Source organism: Paenibacillus urinalis, from assembly GCF_028747985.1.
Taxonomy (GTDB): domain Bacteria; phylum Bacillota; class Bacilli; order Paenibacillales; family Paenibacillaceae; genus Paenibacillus; species Paenibacillus urinalis.
Genome location: NZ_CP118108.1, coordinates 5,238,142 through 5,255,028, shown reverse-complemented (window position 1 = coordinate 5,255,028; position 16,887 = coordinate 5,238,142). Strand labels below are relative to the sequence as shown.

At 47.3% G+C, this 16,887-nt stretch carries 16 protein-coding genes; 7 read left to right on the top strand and 9 right to left on the bottom strand.

Features of this window, described 5'->3' with window-relative positions:
* Positions 1–207: 207 nt before the first annotated feature.
* Entirely contained in the window at positions 208–1,320 is a 1,113-nt protein-coding gene (locus PUW25_RS24390) for a mechanosensitive ion channel family protein (RefSeq protein ID WP_274337769.1), read from the top strand.
* A gap of 130 nt (positions 1,321–1,450) precedes the next feature.
* Here PUW25_RS24390 and pepT read toward each other — a convergent pair whose 3' ends face one another.
* Positions 1,451–2,686 carry a peptidase T gene (gene pepT / locus PUW25_RS24385; RefSeq protein ID WP_274337768.1) on the bottom strand — a complete coding sequence of 412 codons (1,236 nt, stop codon included), beginning with the start codon at positions 2,684–2,686 and terminating at the stop codon, positions 1,451–1,453.
* Positions 2,687–2,900: 214 nt separating this feature from the next.
* Between pepT and PUW25_RS24380 the strand changes: the two genes are divergently transcribed.
* Complete coding sequence (locus PUW25_RS24380; protein ID WP_205054740.1) at positions 2,901–3,314, top strand: SRPBCC family protein; 414 nt, start codon at positions 2,901–2,903, stop codon at positions 3,312–3,314.
* 5 nt (positions 3,315–3,319) lie between these two features.
* Entirely contained in the window at positions 3,320–3,655 is a 336-nt protein-coding gene (locus PUW25_RS24375) for an ArsR/SmtB family transcription factor (protein ID WP_047912699.1), read from the top strand.
* Between the two features lie 49 nt (positions 3,656–3,704).
* On the opposite strand, the gene PUW25_RS24370 is transcribed toward PUW25_RS24375, so the two are convergent.
* The 3 genes from PUW25_RS24370 to PUW25_RS24360 are packed head-to-tail and all read right to left on the bottom strand — an operon-like array spanning position 3,705 to position 5,776.
* Positions 3,705–4,667 carry a DNA-3-methyladenine glycosylase family protein gene (locus PUW25_RS24370; protein WP_274337767.1) on the bottom strand — a complete coding sequence of 321 codons (963 nt, stop codon included), beginning with the start codon at positions 4,665–4,667 and terminating at the stop codon, positions 3,705–3,707.
* Positions 4,627–5,175, bottom strand: a complete 549-nt coding sequence (locus PUW25_RS24365) for a methylated-DNA--[protein]-cysteine S-methyltransferase (RefSeq protein WP_274337766.1) — start codon at positions 5,173–5,175, stop codon at positions 4,627–4,629. The genes PUW25_RS24370 and PUW25_RS24365 overlap by 41 nt, the downstream gene beginning before the upstream one ends.
* 37 nt (positions 5,176–5,212) lie before the next feature.
* Complete coding sequence (locus PUW25_RS24360; RefSeq protein WP_274337765.1) at positions 5,213–5,776, bottom strand: bifunctional transcriptional activator/DNA repair enzyme AdaA; 564 nt, start codon at positions 5,774–5,776, stop codon at positions 5,213–5,215.
* 307 nt (positions 5,777–6,083) lie between these two features.
* On the opposite strand from PUW25_RS24360, the gene PUW25_RS24355 reads away from it, so the two are divergent.
* The gene (locus tag PUW25_RS24355) at positions 6,084–7,145 is read left to right on the top strand and encodes an LCP family protein (RefSeq protein ID WP_274337764.1); all 1,062 of its coding nucleotides are present in this window, start codon (positions 6,084–6,086) and stop codon (positions 7,143–7,145) included.
* A gap of 69 nt (positions 7,146–7,214) precedes the next feature.
* On the opposite strand, the gene PUW25_RS24350 is transcribed toward PUW25_RS24355, so the two are convergent.
* Positions 7,215–8,048 (bottom strand): AraC family transcriptional regulator, encoded by an 834-nt coding sequence (locus tag PUW25_RS24350; protein ID WP_274337763.1) that lies wholly within the window; start codon positions 8,046–8,048, stop codon positions 7,215–7,217.
* Between the two features lie 205 nt (positions 8,049–8,253).
* On the opposite strand from PUW25_RS24350, the gene melA reads away from it, so the two are divergent.
* On the top strand, positions 8,254–9,552 hold the full coding sequence (gene melA, locus PUW25_RS24345) for an alpha-glucosidase/alpha-galactosidase (RefSeq protein ID WP_274337762.1): 1,299 nt from the start codon (positions 8,254–8,256) through the stop codon (positions 9,550–9,552).
* 110 nt (positions 9,553–9,662) lie between these two features.
* Here melA and PUW25_RS24340 read toward each other — a convergent pair whose 3' ends face one another.
* Positions 9,663–11,123 (bottom strand): alpha-amylase, encoded by a 1,461-nt coding sequence (locus PUW25_RS24340; RefSeq protein ID WP_047912704.1) that lies wholly within the window; start codon positions 11,121–11,123, stop codon positions 9,663–9,665.
* 269 nt (positions 11,124–11,392) lie between these two features.
* Here PUW25_RS24340 and PUW25_RS24335 point away from each other — a divergent pair, with 269 nt between their 5' ends.
* Complete coding sequence (locus PUW25_RS24335; RefSeq protein ID WP_274338483.1) at positions 11,393–12,799, top strand: MATE family efflux transporter; 1,407 nt, start codon at positions 11,393–11,395, stop codon at positions 12,797–12,799.
* A 307-nt stretch (positions 12,800–13,106) separates the two neighbouring features.
* Positions 13,107–14,291, top strand: coding sequence for an acyltransferase (locus PUW25_RS24330; RefSeq protein WP_274338249.1), 1,185 nt, complete (start codon positions 13,107–13,109; stop codon positions 14,289–14,291).
* Between the two features lie 347 nt (positions 14,292–14,638).
* Here PUW25_RS24330 and PUW25_RS24325 read toward each other — a convergent pair whose 3' ends face one another.
* Genes PUW25_RS24325 through PUW25_RS24315 form a run of 3 tightly spaced genes read right to left on the bottom strand, consistent with a single transcriptional unit; the run spans position 14,639 to position 16,574 of the window.
* The gene (locus tag PUW25_RS24325) at positions 14,639–15,313 is read right to left on the bottom strand and encodes a hypothetical protein (RefSeq protein ID WP_274337759.1); all 675 of its coding nucleotides are present in this window, start codon (positions 15,311–15,313) and stop codon (positions 14,639–14,641) included.
* On the bottom strand, positions 15,313–16,206 hold the full coding sequence (locus tag PUW25_RS24320; RefSeq protein WP_274337758.1) for an ABC transporter ATP-binding protein: 894 nt from the start codon (positions 16,204–16,206) through the stop codon (positions 15,313–15,315). Before PUW25_RS24320 ends, PUW25_RS24325 begins: the two co-directional genes overlap by 1 nt.
* Entirely contained in the window at positions 16,206–16,574 is a 369-nt protein-coding gene (locus PUW25_RS24315; RefSeq protein WP_047912709.1) for a GntR family transcriptional regulator, read from the bottom strand. Before PUW25_RS24315 ends, PUW25_RS24320 begins: the two co-directional genes overlap by 1 nt.
* Positions 16,575–16,887 lie beyond the last annotated feature (313 nt).

The window sequence follows — 16,887 nt, the reverse complement described above, 5'->3', positions numbered from 1 at the left end:
CGGAGTAAAAGTTGTTAAAAAAATGAATATTAAAGACAAGCAATCAAGTGACGGTTGTTCACGTCGTGATTTGCTTGTCTTTTTTTGTTTCTCTTTCATCCTAGTGGAATAAAGCGGTTTTGGATTTGCAATGTCTCTTCATGTTACAATGGTCGGTAGTATTTTAAGGTTATTCGTTTTAAATCGAAGTAAAAGGTGTGTCTATTATTGAATTTAAATAGTGTTGCTGAATTTTTTGGCGAAATTAATTGGTTTCGACTAGCCATTGCGGTGCTGCTTCTGTTGGTCTTTACGGTTTTTAACAAATGGACCTCAACCCGTCTTTTTCGTTTAATGAAACGATTCTTTGGTATGAAGTGGGATAATCTCTACCTGACTGTTCGCAATCCGATCCGTGCTCTAATGATCCTGCTCGGCGTTTCCGGTGCAGTTCGGTTTTATTTTGATGGAGGTGGAGAATGGGTTCTATTCTCCCATCTCATTCGAACCGCCTTTATCGCATGTATCGGATGGGGATTGTACAATTTATCGGGAAGGTCATCCCGATTCTTTGCCGGTTTTTCGACCAAGTGGGGCGTAGAAGAGTCGGACATGATCATTCCCTTTTTATCCAAGGTGCTCCGATTCTTAGTCATTGCATTGACGCTGACAATTATCGCAGCAGAGTGGGGTTACAGTATTAATGGTTTGGTTGCAGGACTGGGGCTTGGAAGCCTTGCCGTTGCGCTGGCCGCTCAGGATACGCTCAGTAATCTGATTGCAGGCGTTATTATCGTGACGGAGAAGCCTTTCTCGAAGGGGGATTGGATTAAGACCGATACCGTCGAAGGTATGGTAGAGGATATTTCATTTAGAAGCTCTAAGATCCGTACTTTTGCGGATTCTATCGTTATTATTCCGAACAACATTCTTGCGAAGTCGGCCATTACCAACTGGAGTCGGATGGGCAAGAGACGTATCACCTTCGATCTCGGTGTTGCGATTGATTCGGATCGGAAGAAGCTGGTCAAAGCCGTTGAGCGGCTTCGCGAATATATTGAGAGTCATCCGGAAGTGGACAAAGAGCTGCTGATGGTTCGTGTTAAAGGAATGACAAATGAACAGATTACGATCTTCTTCTATTTCTTTACGTATACGACGGTTTGGGTCGAGCATATGCGGGTGCTGGAGTCGATCAACTTTGAGATTCTGAACATACTGGAAGAAGAGGGGATCAAGCTGGCTGTGCCGGCACAGCGTTTGTTCGTTGAGAAGAATATGATCTTTGAACCAGAAGAGGAAGTGGATGTGGAGAAGGAACGCGTCTACGCAAACAACTAGTCTCCACATCTGGATAAGATAGAGATTACTCTGCAGTATAGCTTAAGCTCAAGCAAGCGGCACATCTGTCCCCGCAGGTCAGATGTGCCGCTCTTTTTTATAGATGGAGATGTACAAGCTTGATTTAAGTTTAGGCTTCCCGCTGCTCAAACCGCTCTATGATGCCGATAATCACCTGCGTTGCTAAGACCATATGATCGACAGATACATATTCGTAGCGTCCATGGTAGTTCTCTCCGCCGGTGAAAATATTCGGTGTCGGCAGTCCCATATAGGACAGCTGGGAACCGTCAGTACCTCCGCGAATCGGAACAATGTGAGGTTCAATATCGAGACTCTTCATCGCTTCGCCGGCAATATCAACGATAAATTTGACGGGTTCAATCTTCTCACGCATGTTGTAATATTGGTCGCGCAGCGTAAGCTGGATGCGTTCCTCACCATATTTAGCCTGAAGGTCCTTGGCGATACGTTCCATGTTTGCTTTTCTTGCCTCAAAGCGGGCACGGTCAAAGTCACGGATGATATAGCTGAGCGTGGTCTCTTCTACGTCTCCCTGCACAGAGCTCAGATGATAAAAACCATCATAGCCATCCGTATGCTCCGGCGCCTCCTCTACTGGAAGCAGACCGTTGAACTCCATAGCGATTTTGGCGGAATTGACCATTTTATTCTTGGCTGTTCCGGGGTGAACGTTCTTGCCCTTGAAGACGATCTTGGCCGCCGCCGCATTAAAGCTCTCGTATTCCAGCTCTCCAAGGGGTCCGCCATCAACCGTATAGGCATATTTTGCGCCAAAGGCTTCAACATCAAACCGGTGTGGTCCGCGTCCAATCTCTTCGTCTGGTGTGAAGGCGACGCGAATCTTGCCGTGCTTGATCTCAGGATGATTCAGCAGGTAGTCCATGGCAGTCATAATTTCGGCAATACCGGCTTTGTTATCTGCACCGAGCAGGGTTGTCCCGTCCGTTGTGATCAAGGTATGTCCTTTATAGTTTGCAAGCTCCGGAAAATCTTTGGCTGACAGAATAATCTTCTGCTCTTTGTTCAGCACAATATCATTACCGTCGTAGGCGTCGATGAGCTGAGGATTTACGTTCTTGCCTGTAAAATCAGTAGCTGTATCCAGATGCGCTAGAAAACCGATGACCGGAACTTCCTTGTCGGTATTCGCAGGCAGTGTTGCCATCACATAACCGTTGTCATCCATGGTGACTTCCTGCATCCCGATCTCCTGAAGCTCCTCTACAAGCTTGCGTCCTAGTTCCAGCTGGCCAGGTGTAGACGGACAGGTCTCGCCGTTCTCATCCGATTGTGTATCCATACGAACATAACCGGTAATACGCCGAATCAAATCTTGTTTCATCTATTTCTCATCTCCTTATTCTGGCGGGATGATGATCCCATGTTCAATATTCCCATTTTATCATGAACAAACGAAGATTCATAAATTGGAAAATGAAACTATAAGGTTTCCCTTTACATGAAACCAAAAGGTGTCATATAATCATGAGAGAATTTGAACACACTTATAATCTGAGAGAAATTTAACCCGAGAATAGTGAAGGAGAAGAGATTAAATGACGCAAACTTTGCCGGATATTCAGAAGACCATCGTTATCGATGCGCCCATCGAGAAAGTGTGGAGTACAGTGGCAACGGCCGACGGTATTGCTGCCTGGTTTATGCCAAATGACTTTGAGCCCGTGCTGGGGCATGAATTTCAACTTCAGGCAGGACCGTGGGGAAATTCGCAGTGCAAAGTGACTGAACTCGAACCGCCGCATCGGCTCAGCTTCACATGGGACAAGGATTGGCTCATTACCTTTGAGCTTGCTGAGAAGGATGGGCAGACGGAATTCACACTTACCCACGGCGGCTGGACCTTGGACGAGAAGACCTCCTTCGGCGAAGATCACAGCGTAGTGCGTGACCGGATGTCAGGCGGCTGGAGTGGAATTCTTAGCAAGCTGGCAGCTCAGTTTGGAGCGTAGCATTCATGTCAGCTGCACCTAAGCATGATGTCTTTCAAGCGATTGCAGATCCTACCCGCCGGGATTTGCTTCATCTACTAAGTCATGGGGAGATGCCGGTTGGTGCCATCAGTGAGCGGTTTCCCATCAGCCGAACCGCCGTATCCAAGCACCTGCGTGTGCTGGCTGATGCCGGGCTTGTGAAGGACCGCAAGGTTGGACGCGAGACCAGGTATCGACTGGATACCGAGCCTCTGACCGAGCTGAAGCGCTGGTTGTCTTATTATGAGCGGTTCTGGGATAACAAGCTCACGATGCTGAAGCGATATGCAGAACAGGAAGAGCGTTTGAAAGAGGATTAAAAGTGTAATTAAAAAGATCAAAAAGATCAAAAAGATCAAAATGAGTGACCTACAACGTAAGGGTTCGCCATAGATAGAAGACGGCGTAGGCTTCATAGCCTGCCCAAGGCTTAAACAGCTCCCGGATCTGATCAGGAGTCGGCTTCACGCTGAGACCAAGCTGCCGCTTCAGCGCAGCATGAAGTCCGGCATCACCGATAGGAAAGGCAGCGGGATCACGCAGGCAGCGCATCAGCACATAATGTGCTGTCCAGGGGCCGATCCCGCGAATGGAGATGAGTGTCTGCTCGGCCTCATAGTATCCCGAAGCAATAAGGCCACCTTTCTGGAGCTCACCGCTGCTTATCCGCCTGGCCAGATCCAATATATATTCGCTTTTTTTGGTCGTAATCTGCAGCTCCTTCAGATCCTGTACGGATGCTGTCAGCATGGACTGAGGCGTCGGGAAGAGATGGTACGTCCGCTCTCCGTATTGGTGACGCTCGCCATAAGTCTCGGTAAGCCGGCGTTTTAATGTATAAGCAAAGGTCAGATTGATCTGCTGTCCGAGCACTGCCCAGCATAAAGCCTCGAATAGATCAGGAACACCAACGATACGGAGTCCTCGTAACGATTCAGGGAATTTCGAGAGAATGGGGTCAGACGCGACAAGTGTCTCCACAGGAGTGAGATCTCTGTCCAGATCCAGCCATTCGGTTATATAGGCAGCTGCTGCTTGGCATTCCTCAGCAAGGAGCGGTGTTTCGAGCAGGGATTGAACATTCAACGCATGTGCCTCTTGATCATACTCCAGTTGAAACGGAAGCATGGTTTCCGCTTCCTTAACTCTAATCAGTTTATATACCCTCCCCTGATCCACCTGATGCAGACATTCCAGCTTGGAACGGTTCAAATAATACAGAATTTCTTCATAGTTAAACAGCTCCGGCAGAGACAGCTTGAAGCGAATATCTCCAGGATAGAACTCCACTTTAGAATTGGAACCGGGCATGTCCTGCTGCGGTATATCCATGATATCCCTCCAAATTAAGAAGTGCTTCCTTTACTTTCAATCCACCTGCAAACCCCGTCAGTGTGTTGTTCTTACCAATGACACGGTGGCAGGGTACGATCATGGGCACAGGATTCGCCCCGTTTGCCGTACCAACGGCACGAACTGCTTGCGGGCGGTCAATCCCGTGAGCAATATCGGAATAGCTGCGCGCTTCGCCAAAGGGAATTTGCTGTAACGCCTGCCATACCTTCTTCTGAAATTCCGTACCTCTCAGATCCAGCGGCAGACTGAAGCTCTGTCTTGCTCCATTCATATATTCGTTCAGCTGAGTGACATAGGGCGCGAGCTTCTCAGAACTCTCTACAATATCTGCTTGTGGAAAACGGCGGTGAATCCAGCTCATCAGCACCTCCATCGAATCTGTAGGCCAGGTCACTTTGCACAGTCCCTTCTCTGTTGCGGCTATATACATTGTCTGATTTTGAAATAAAGAATGTCTGAGCTCTGCCCAGTAAACGGTCTCCATACGGTATACCTCCTCATCTGTTCAAAATGAATAACCTCTATGTGATATCCCCTTTACGGTACTGCTGGGGTGTGACTCCTGTTCTCTTCTGAAAAACATGGATAAAGTGCGAGACGCTCCTAAAGCCTACGTTTAATGCTACATCCTGAATCTCTGAATCAGTGAACTTCAGCTGTTCCTTCGCATACTCAATGCGGACATACTGCAGCTGCTGAGCCGGTGATATCTCGGTAACTCTCTTGTACACCCGCTGCATGTGATATGGACTGATACTGAGCGCTTCAGCGATCTGAGGAAGAGTAAGCGGCTCTCTGTAGTGTGCGTAGATATAGCGGGTAACCCGTTCTGCAATATCGGCATCAGGGTTAATGAGCTCGTGCTTATTTGGCTGGCACCTCTTACAGGCTCGATATCCGCTGCGCTCCGCCTCTTGAATGGTGGAATAGACAGTGACATTTTCCGGCTTCGGCGTTCTGGAGCGGCAGGAGGGTCTGCAGTAGATGCCCGTCGTTTTGATCGCGGAATAATAAATGCCGTCATACCGGTCGCTTCGCGCAAGTATCGCAGCATACACTTTGTCAAACAGCTCCTGATCCCTCACAATCATCATCCTCCATATCCAAATCTTTTTTTGTCTGAATCAATTTCATGATATCTTTTTTGTCGCTTTAATAAAGGATGAAATTGATCCTGCTAAATCACATTATAGGCAACATTCTTCCTAAAAGGCACGTTATAGAAATAGGAGAGCAAGATTTCGACATTCTGTGAAATGAACATTCCTTAATATGGAAATCTGTAGTATATTAGATGAGTTATCGAATCAAAATCTGACCAAAAACATCAAATTTTATTAAAAATGATATATATTACGTCGACAAAAAAGATAGTGAAGAAAGGAGAAGCTGATGAGCGATCTTGAATACCCGTTGACACGGAGCAACCGTAAGAAAGCCGGCAAGAACAAAAAAGCGAAGAAGAAGACGAAAAAGCCATTAATTGTCTCTTTTATTATCCTGCTGTTAGTCGGCTCATTCGCTTATATTTTTCATAAGGAGCTGGGGTGGGCAGCACTGCAGCTGTTCGTAGAGAAGCCGGTCAAGACGGCACTCGATGATTCTTATGAACCGCTTGATGAAGTTACTGGACCCGCTGTGACAGAAGAAGAGAAGGAGCTGGAACCGTTCAGCATGCTTCTCCTTGGTGTAGACGAGCGCGAAGGGGATGTCGGCAGATCCGACACGATGATCTACGCCGTATTTCGTCCAGAGGATCACCGGATGCTGCTCTTGTCGATCCCGCGTGACTCCTATGTGCAGATTGCCGGGAGAGATAGAAGAGATAAAGTGAATGCGGCTTATGCCTATGGCGGTGCCAAGATGAGTGTGGAGACCATTGAGCAGCTCTTGGAAACCGACGTAGATTATTATGCAAAAGTGAATTTTAATGCGCTTGTCGAGGTGGTCGATGCCCTCGGTGGTGTCGAGCTTCCTATCACAGAACCGATTCAGAACAAGTACAAGTACCATATTCCACTGTATATTGAGGCGAACAAGCCCATCTATACAGGGGAGGATGCACTCAATTATGTAAGGTACCGTGAGGATTCCGACTTCAAGCGGACGGAGCGCCAGCGTATCTTTCTCAAAGCGGCAGCAGAACGGATGCTGCAGATCGGAAATATCACCAAGATTCCAGAAATTCTGTCTATTGCGAGCAGCAACATGAAGACAGATATGACCTCAGACTTTATCCTGGATCTTGGCAAGCTGCTCTATGATAAGGAAGCTGTTCCGCAGATGACCAGTTATATGCTGGAGGGAAGCGGCAAGAGCGATGGGGCCTGGTACTACATGCTGGACGACGAGAAGCTGGACTACGCGCAGCAATTAGTCGATAACTGGACAGATGCATCCATTACCAGCGATCAGCTGATGGATCCGGAAAAGGATGAAGAGCAAACACCATAATATGAAGGGCCTGTCTATGTAGACAGGCCTTTTTGTGTGATACGCCAGCAAGGGCGTCATTTACGATCATTATTTAAGCAGCTGCCGATAATGGCGGGGAGAATGGCCCTGCTTCTTCTTGAACATCTTGGAGAATAAGAAGGCATCGTTATAGCCTACGGAGTGGGCGACATCACTGATCGACAGCTCCGGATTACGAAGCAGCTCTGCGGCCCGTCTCATCCGGTATTCCAGCAGATAGGACTGAAGCGATACGCCAAAATGCTCCTTGAAGATACCTGACAGATAGGTGCGGTCAAGGCCGATGGCCTCTGCAATATCCTGAATTGTCATCTTCTGACTGTACCCGTTCTCAATGAAGCGGATCGACTTCCGAATATAGCTGTCCCGTGAAGGGGAGGACTTATGGTAGGCAGTAGGAGCAGGAGCACTACGTATGAGATCGCCCAGCACTTTATACAGAATACCCAGACTATGAACATCTCCACCGGCATGATGACGAACGTTAATGAGATCATTATAGAAAGAAGAGAAACCGGTTCCGGATGCAGCTGAATAAATGGGATGCCCTGGCGTACAGCTTCCGCGCTGCAGCAGGGATTTGGCATATATTCCTCTGAAACCGATCCAGGAATAAGTCCAGGGGTCCTCTTCATCGGCGGTATAGTGGATACGTTCATCTGGGAAAATGACAAATCCCTCTCCTGGACCAAGCCGAACCGTCTGATCTTCATAGCGAAAGCTCCCATATCCATTATGAATGTAATGGAGGATGTAGGCATCTCGGAGACCCGGACCCCAGCTGTGCCCTGGTTCACACTCCTGCAGGCCGAAGAAATCCATGCGGAGCTCCATCTTCTCCTGCGAATCCTGAAGGGTAAAATGGACTTCGTTAATTGGCATTGTATGATATCCCCTTCTCACATATATAGCTGTATTATACCAAATAACAGGGGCAAAGCGTCTCTAATCGTATTCATGTCTCTAATCAATCAACTGGGATTATGACATGTTTATCTTGGACTATTCTATGTCCTCCTACCCTTGCCCAGGCGTATAGTTAGGCTGTATTCAATACAGCGGTTGCTGACTATGGGAGGCAGATAAAATGTCCAAAATTACATTCATTGGTGCGGGGAGCACCGTTTTTGTCAAAAATGTACTTGGCGATGTGATGACAACACCCGCTTTGCAGGATTTCGAGCTTGCTCTGTTTGATATTGATGAAGAGCGGCTGCGGGACTCCGAGCGGCTGCTTAACAGCATAAAGGAAACGCTCGGCAGCACCTGCCGAATCATCGCCTATCATGACCGCAAAGAAGCACTTCGCGGTGCCAAATACGTCATTAATGCAATTCAGGTCGGCGGCTATGATCCGTGTACGATCACTGATTTTGAAATTCCGAAGAAATATGGTCTGCGCCAGACGATAGCGGATACGCTGGGGATCGGGGGAATCTTCCGTAATCTTCGGACGATTCCGGTGATGCTGGATTTTGCCCGCGATATGCAGGAGGTCTGCCCGGACGCTTGGTTCCTGAACTACACCAATCCGATGGCCGTGCTTACGAATGTTATGAATACAGTTGGCGGCATCAAGACGGTTGGACTCTGCCATAGTGTACAGCACTGCGTATCCGATCTGTTCCGCTCACTGGAGATGGATACGGCAGGAGTAGAATCGAAGATTGCCGGCATCAACCATATGGCCTGGCTGCTTGAAGTGAAGAAGGATGGCAAGGATCTGTATCCGGAGATTAAACGCCGGGCGGCTGAGAAGCAGAAGGAGAAGCATCATGATATGGTGCGGTTTGAGCTGATGCTTCGGTTTGGCTACTATGTAACAGAATCTTCAGAGCATAATGCAGAATATCATCCCTACTTTATTAAGAAGAGCTACCCTGAGCTCATCGACAAATACAACATACCGCTGGATGAGTACCCGCGCCGCTGTGTTAACCAGATTAATGGCTGGAAGGAAATGCGAGACAAAATATTTGCCAGCGAAAGTATTGAGCATACAAGATCTGCCGAATATGCCTCATACATCATGGAAGCGATGGAGACAGGCAATCCGTTCAAGATTGGCGGTAATGTCATGAACACCGGACTCATTACGAACCTTCCGAAGGAGGCTTGTGTTGAAGTGCCGTGTCTGGTAGACCGCTCTGGAATTACGCCGACCTATGTCGGGGATCTGCCGCCTCAGCTTGCTGCACTGAACCGTACGAACATCAACACCCAGCTGCTGACGATTGAAGCAGCGGTAACTCAGAAGAAGGAGCATATCTATCATGCAGCGATGCTTGATCCACATACAGCTGCTGAGCTGTCCTTGGACGATATTACTTCCCTGTGTGATGACTTGATTGAAGCTCACGGTGACTGGCTGCCGGCATTCAAATAATAGGCCAAGAAGCTGTTCCAAAATTAAATAACATAAATCCCCTGCCTCTCCATAACGTTAGAGGGCAGGGGATTTGTAATTTGGTAAGCATGTTCTATCCAATTAGCGGATTAATTGTTCGATGCTTCAACCCATACCGATACGCTTCCACCGTTCACAGGGAAGTCGGCAAAGCCGTCTTTGCCGATCTTGATCTGATCTGTCCGGTTGCCCGTAATATCAATAAAGGTCTGTCCGGCCCGTTCCGAGCCTACCTTCATGTGCTTCTTGCCCTCTTCACCATTGCCGATAACGACGGCACAACCGGAATGAGGAAACTCGGCGACCCCGCGTCGTACCCAGCCAATCGTATTCGGATGGTCGAAGTAGTCCTCCTGTGGACCATAGGCATAGTGATATCTGGCATGAAGCAGAGGATCAATCGCATCCTTCTTCGGAGGAATCGGGTGCTCTCCGGATATTCCATAATAATCACCGTAGAATACACAAGGGTATCCACCTTGACGCAGCAGAATCAGCGCATAGGCACTCTGCTTGAACCAATCATCAATCCATGATTCCAGTGCCTCTTCCGGCTGAGAGTCATGATTATCAACGAACGTTACCGCATGAGTCGGATGAGTATTAACGAGTGTATCCTGGAAGATCGTGCTGAGATTGAAGTTCTTTCCAGCCTGGGAGGCCTCATGCAGCTTATAGTGGAGAGATACATCAAATAAGTCAATCTGGTAATCGACCGTGTCCAGGAAGTTCTGACAGGCCGCTAGATCGGGCTTCCAGAACTCACCGACAATGTAGAAATCCTGTCCGCGTTTGTTGATCATCTCTTTAGCGAATTCCTTGATGAATTCATGGTTGATGTGCTTGATGGCATCCAGACGAAAACCGTTGCACTGTAAAGTGTCGATGAGCCATTTGCCCCAGCGGATCATTTCCTCTCTGACCTCAGGGATGCTGTAGTCAATGTTAGCGAACATGAGATAGTCATAGTTGCCGAATTCATCGTCAACATTCTCGTTCCAGGCCTTGTCTTCTTCTGCCATGCGGAATATGCCGGTCCGATTCGTCTTGGCATCATAATCTGTGCCGTTGAAATGAGTATGATTCCATTTGAAGCTGGAATACTTGTCACCCCGTCCAGGGTAATCAAATTTGGTCCAGCCCTCAATCTCAAACGGCTTGGAGATATCCTTCGTCCGGTTGTTAGGATCGACTTCAATGACTTTGAAGCGCTCCGTTGCATCGGCTCCGGCCTTGTGGTTCATAACCAGATCGACGTAAACGGCTATGCCGTTCTGCATACAGGCGGCCAGTGCTTCGAGCAGCTCGGCTTTGGTTCCGTACTTGGTTCGAACGCTCCCTTTTTGATCAAATTCACCGAGATCGTATAAGTCATATACTCCATATCCCGTGTCTTCAGGCGAAGAGCCCTTCGTAACTGGGGGAATCCAGACGGAGTCAATGCCTTGTGCCTTCAGCTCGGGAGCCTTCTCGGCCAGCCGTTTCCAATGGGAACCGTCCGGTTCAACATGCCACTCAAAAAACTGCATCATCGTATGATTACGTTTCATGGTATGTTCCCCTCTCCATATCAAAAATCTCGTGCATCCTATATGTATACTAAGATCGCCGCAAAGGCGGAACTCCAGAACACATAAATGCTTTTATTGTAGAAATAACCCCGAAAAACCTGCATCTAAACGAGGTTCCGCAAAAATATTCTTTTTTTTAGGTGATCAAATGAAAATATTATGATAAACTACCTATGTTTTTCATCAATTCCAGAAAGTTTTCGAAAGCCGTTTTCTTATACAATGAATGAGTCAGTAAGGGAGAAATTATGACGACGACAGCAACGGGCGGGGGCGCCGCCGAAACGAATAATCTTAAGCTTTTTGCCTTAACCTGGCCCATTTTTTTAGAGCTGCTTCTATTCATGCTGATGGGTACAGTCGACACCTTTATGCTCAGCGCGGTATCGGATGAAGCGGTATCCGCTGTTGGTACAGCGAATCAGATCGTAACCATCGCCATTCTTATCCTGGAGGTCATCGGTAACGGAGCAGCCATAGTCGTTGCCCAGTACATCGGTTCAAGGAAGCTGGCAGAAGCCTCAAGAGTATCTGCTATCGCGATTACCCTGAATCTGTGTGTCGGACTTGCGATCAGTATATTGTTTGTATTTGGAGGTCGCTCCATACTACAAGCGATGAATCTTTCGGGAGAGCTTCTTCAGCTCGGTGAGGCTTATTTGACCATTGTAGGGGGAGGGATATTCCTCCAGGCCTTGATTAACATCCTTGCCGCGATCATTCGGACTTATGGATATACGAAGCAGACAATGCTGGTCTCCCTCGTGATGAATGTTATTCATCTGGTCGGTAACTATGCGCTTATATTTGGACATTTTGGTTTTAGTCCGCTGGGTGTTCAAGGTGCAGCCATCTCGACGGTGCTCAGTCGATTAATCTGTGTCGTCATTTTCTTCTGGCTCCTGTACAGGGTGCTGTCTGTTCGTATCGAGTGGAAGCATTACTTCACGATTTCTAGAGATTATGTAGGAAAAATTCTGAAGATCGGCATTCCGTCGGCCTTTGAGCAAATTATTTATCAGGTCTGTCAGCTCGTCTTCTTATATTATGTCACTTATCTGGGAACGGAATCCCTGGCGACAAGGCAGTATGCTGCTCAAATTTCACACTATATCTATCTGTTCAGCATGGCCGTCTCCATTGGTACCTCCATTCTCGTAGGACGCTTCGTTGGTGCAGGGAATCCGGAAGAAGCCTATGCCCGTTTGCGAAAAAGCGTCAAGATCGGGCTGACCTCCACGATCATTATGGATTTAATTATTATTGCGCTGCGGGAGCCGCTGCTCGGGATCTTCACAGACAGCGCCGAGATCATTCGTCTTGGATCGCAGGTGATCCTGTTCAGTATTGTGCTGGAGACAGCCAGAACCTGCAATATGATCATGATTAATTCGCTGCGCGCTGCTGGAGATGCGCGTTTCCCGGTATATATGGGTCTCATCTCCATGGTCGGTGTAAGTCTTCCGCTTGGCTATGTGCTCGTATTTTCTCTGGATATGGGTCTCCTTGGTGTATGGATGGCAAATGCTGCAGATGAGTGGATTCGAGCGATCATCATGCATTTTCGCTGGAAGAGCGGCGCTTGGCGCAAGCATGCGCTTGTAGAGCATCCTCCCGTACATGAACAGGCTCAGCCTGCTGTGACACAGTCCTGATGAATACCGACGATGTTTGCGATTTCATGCAGTTAGCACCTATCCAAAAATAGCTAATATTCGTAAAAGCCGCCAATAGGCGGTTTTTTTACTAGCAAAAATACAAATAAATCATGTTATCATATACAATAGATTGGGCAGAGCCACTTCGATGTTGTTTATCGGAATTTAAAAATAGATTAAGAGATTCTTAAGGTATAACGAGCATGAATGAACTAAGATAGATAAAGCGCTGCGAGTTCGGAAATCCTGTTTAATAACGACAGATTGCTGAACTCTATTAAATAGAAACAAGGAGTTTTAAATGATGAGTCAAACACAATTAGAAAAAAGGGAACGTATTCCCGAGCTGAACCTGGTGCGATGTATGGCGATTCTCGGGGTATTGACCGTGCATTCGTCTTCATTTGCGACATTAAACATGATCGATTCCGGTATGTACGGCGTATACAACTTCTTTAATATTTTCATGAAGTTCGGTACACCGACATTTATTTTTCTCAGCAGCTTTGTCTTGTTCTACAATTACTACACAAGACCGCTGGACAAACAGCTGGTAACAGGCTTCTATAAGAAACGGCTGCTTTACATCCTGATTCCGTATTTTATGTTCTCACTCTTTTACTTCGGGATCCTGCATGTGACGCATTACCCGGACCGTTCCTTTGTGGATACCATAACCAGCTTCACGGAGAAGCTGCTCACAGGTAAGGCGTATACGCACTTATACTTTGTATTTATAAATATGCAGTTCTATATTTTATTCCCGCTTGTGCTGTGGCTGTTCAAGAAGGCGCCGTCGCTTGTCAAATGGGCAGTCCCGATCGGACTTGCGATTCAATGGGGATTCATTGTCATGAACAAGTACGGTGTGATCTCTGTTGCGAATAAGGGAAGCTGGTCACCGTCTTATTTTGCCTATTTTATGCTGGGTGCATTCCTGGGCGTATACTTCCCTAAGATCAAACAGTGGATTGTGATGAAAAAGGAGCATGCCACACCTGCTAAGATTACCACCTGGATTGCGCTGTGGGCCGTATGGCTTGGTGCAGGGATCGCCCATGCTCAGATTTGGTACCTGAACCGTAAAGGCATTGCCGTATATGATTCGCTCTGGTATGAATTCTTGTGGAACCTGCACACATTTGCAGCGGCTCTGGTGCTCTTCCAGATCGCCTTCCTGCTATATAAACGTGAACGTGGGCAGAACGCGATTGTACGCGGTATGTCTCGAATTGGAGGACTGTCGTTCGGGATTTACCTGATTCACCCGTTCTTCCTGCTAATCTACCGCGAGTTCCCGCCGCAAACCGGGATCTCCATGCTGCACCATCTGTGGTACGTAGGCGGCTTCCTGGTCGCATTGATCGGTTCATATATTGTCGTGTCGCTGGCTTCCCGGATTCCACAGTCGTGGATCCTGTTCGGTAACCTGCCGAAGCCGAAGAAGAAGGAGCGCGCAATTGGGGAGAAGAGAGACCTCCCTGCATAATTCAATCTTTTCTCATACAAAAAAGCATGCCGCGTAATTTACGGCATGCTTTTTTGTGCCCAAACCATGGTCGAGCCGTTAGCGAAGACCATGCGTACTACCTCATATCCCAAGCGGAATGGTTGGACGGCGAACGACTTTGCGACATTGATTTCAACGAAATTTTTGCAGCTCAAGCGTAATTTTTTGATGATTTTGATGGAAAGCATGTAAACCCCGAGTGGAATTTTTGGATGGCGAACGACTTTTGCTTTAGCAACCGGAGAGAGAGAATCAAAAAATGAAACGACTGAATCTGCTAAATCAAAAATAGAGTGTCAAGTAAGCCGCTCAAAACATGGAGCGGCTTACTTGACAGTCGACCTGCGCAGCAAGAAATAGGCCATGACGACAAACAGCAGAGTGAAGGGAGCCAGGTACCAGATCGATTCGGTCTGATGCGTTGCGAAGAATCGGCCGACCTCATCCCACAGCTCATAGAACGTAACGAGCACGCTCGCAATTCCAAGCACAACGAACATGAGTACAATCAGCCCAGCCAGCACAAGGGCACCGAATCTGCGGGCGATGCTCGGGAGCAAGAACCCGAAGAAGCAGAAGAAGGTGAATACGACAAAGTTGAGCGCGAGAAACTCCAGGAAGCCCAGCTCGTTAGTAAACGGAAAGTTAAAGAATCCAAGCCCCGTCCCCCAGGAGGTGGCCTTCTCTATGGCCCGCAGCACAGCAAGAACGATCGAGGCGACGAGCATATGGACGGTCAACCAGATCACAGTACCTGAGTAGTAATCCTTTCTTCTAACACCGAAGCCAAGCAAGAATGAGAAATTCATTGGCACGACGATGATACCAAGGGTCATCATGAACACATATATGCTCATCACGCCTCCAGAAGTATAAGGGCCGGTAAAGGTGCTGACGATCAAATTGGTCAAAAAGTTAAATATCATAATCGTGTAGGGCATGTAAACCCACAGCCACCGATCCACATGATGGGTTCTGATGACATTACTTATACCTGGCATTATAGAGTCACCTCTTCCTTATTACGGTTGTGGGTCAAATGAACAATCAATTGCTGAAGCGATACAGGGGTGACATCCAGGTGTTTGCTCTCTGCTTGTTTACGGAAGTCCGAAATTCCTTCGCTTCGTACCGTGACTTGAAGTATAGAGCCCAGCGTCTCTCTGTGAAGGACTTTTTTGTTATGAATAAATGCTTCCACATCCTGCTTCTTCCCACTGATCGTATAGGCAGCTCCTCTTAGCTTCTCTGCCTCTTCGCTCAGCAGAATCCGGCCGCTGTCAATGACGATAACATGCTCAAGCATAGCGCTGATCTCATCAATAAGATGGGTAGATAAAATAATGGTGCGAGGATGCTCCATATAGTCCTGAATCAGCCGGTCGTAGAACATTTGTCTTGCGGTAGCATCCAATCCGAGATAAGGCTCATCGAAGATGGTAAGCGGAGCGCGGCTGGCCAGCCCGACTACGATACCGACGGCAGAGAGCATCCCCCGAGACAGCTTCTTCACATGACGTTTCAGAGGGAGATTGAACTCCATCAGCAGGGTGTCTGCAAGCTTCGCGTCCCAATTCGGAAATTGGTAGGAGGCAATGGCGATTACATCTCTGATCCGGAAGGAATCCGGGTATTTTTGACTCTCTTTAATAAAGCACGTTTGATTGAGCGCCTTGGCATTCTCATAGGGCTCCTCACCAAACACCCGAATTTCGCCGGACGTGGGGAATATTTGGGCAGTTAAGATGTGCATCAAGGTTGTTTTACCTGCTCCGTTTCGTCCGAGAAGTCCATATATTTTGTTTTCTTCTATGTTCAGACTGATGTTATTAATCGCGGTGACATCATTTCCGAAGCTTTTGGTCAGATTCCGAATTTCCACTACATCACGCATTATCGTTTCTCCTCCCGTTGAATCATAATAGACAGCTCTTCTTTGCTGATGCCGAGCTTCTGTGCCTCTTGGATCATCTTGGTGACATATTGCTCATAGAATTGCTCTCTGCGTTTCTCCATAACCATCCCCCTCGCGCCTTTGGCTACAAACATGCCGATTCCTCGTTTCTTGTACAGCACGCCTTGATCGACCAGCAGATTTACACCTTTGGCGGCTGTGGCAGGATTAATTTGATAAAAAGAAGCAAATTGATTCGTTGAAGGGACCTGAGCTTCTTCTTCCAAACCCCCCTCAATAATGTCGTCTTCGATTCGTTCCGCGATCTGTATAAAAATGGGGCGGTCATCATCCATTTGCAGTCCCATGTGCCACCTCTCCTCATTGGTTAGTTACTCATGTAATTAACCATACAAGCAACAAGGTGAGAAGTCAACACTTTTTACAAAAAATGGGCGAAATGTTATCACAGCTGCTCTTCATTCCATCCAAGCTATCGTTTCAGTTTATAAAAATAAAGTGTAATATAATCTAACGTGTTGTATAATGATTAACACAAATCAGCTAAATTTTATTAATTATTCACAACTAATTAGCAGGAAATATTACATCATTCATCATGAAGCCTTAGTTTATTCGACGTTGTTCTGCTTCAATAGGCAGCTTCCCTGACATAAGAAA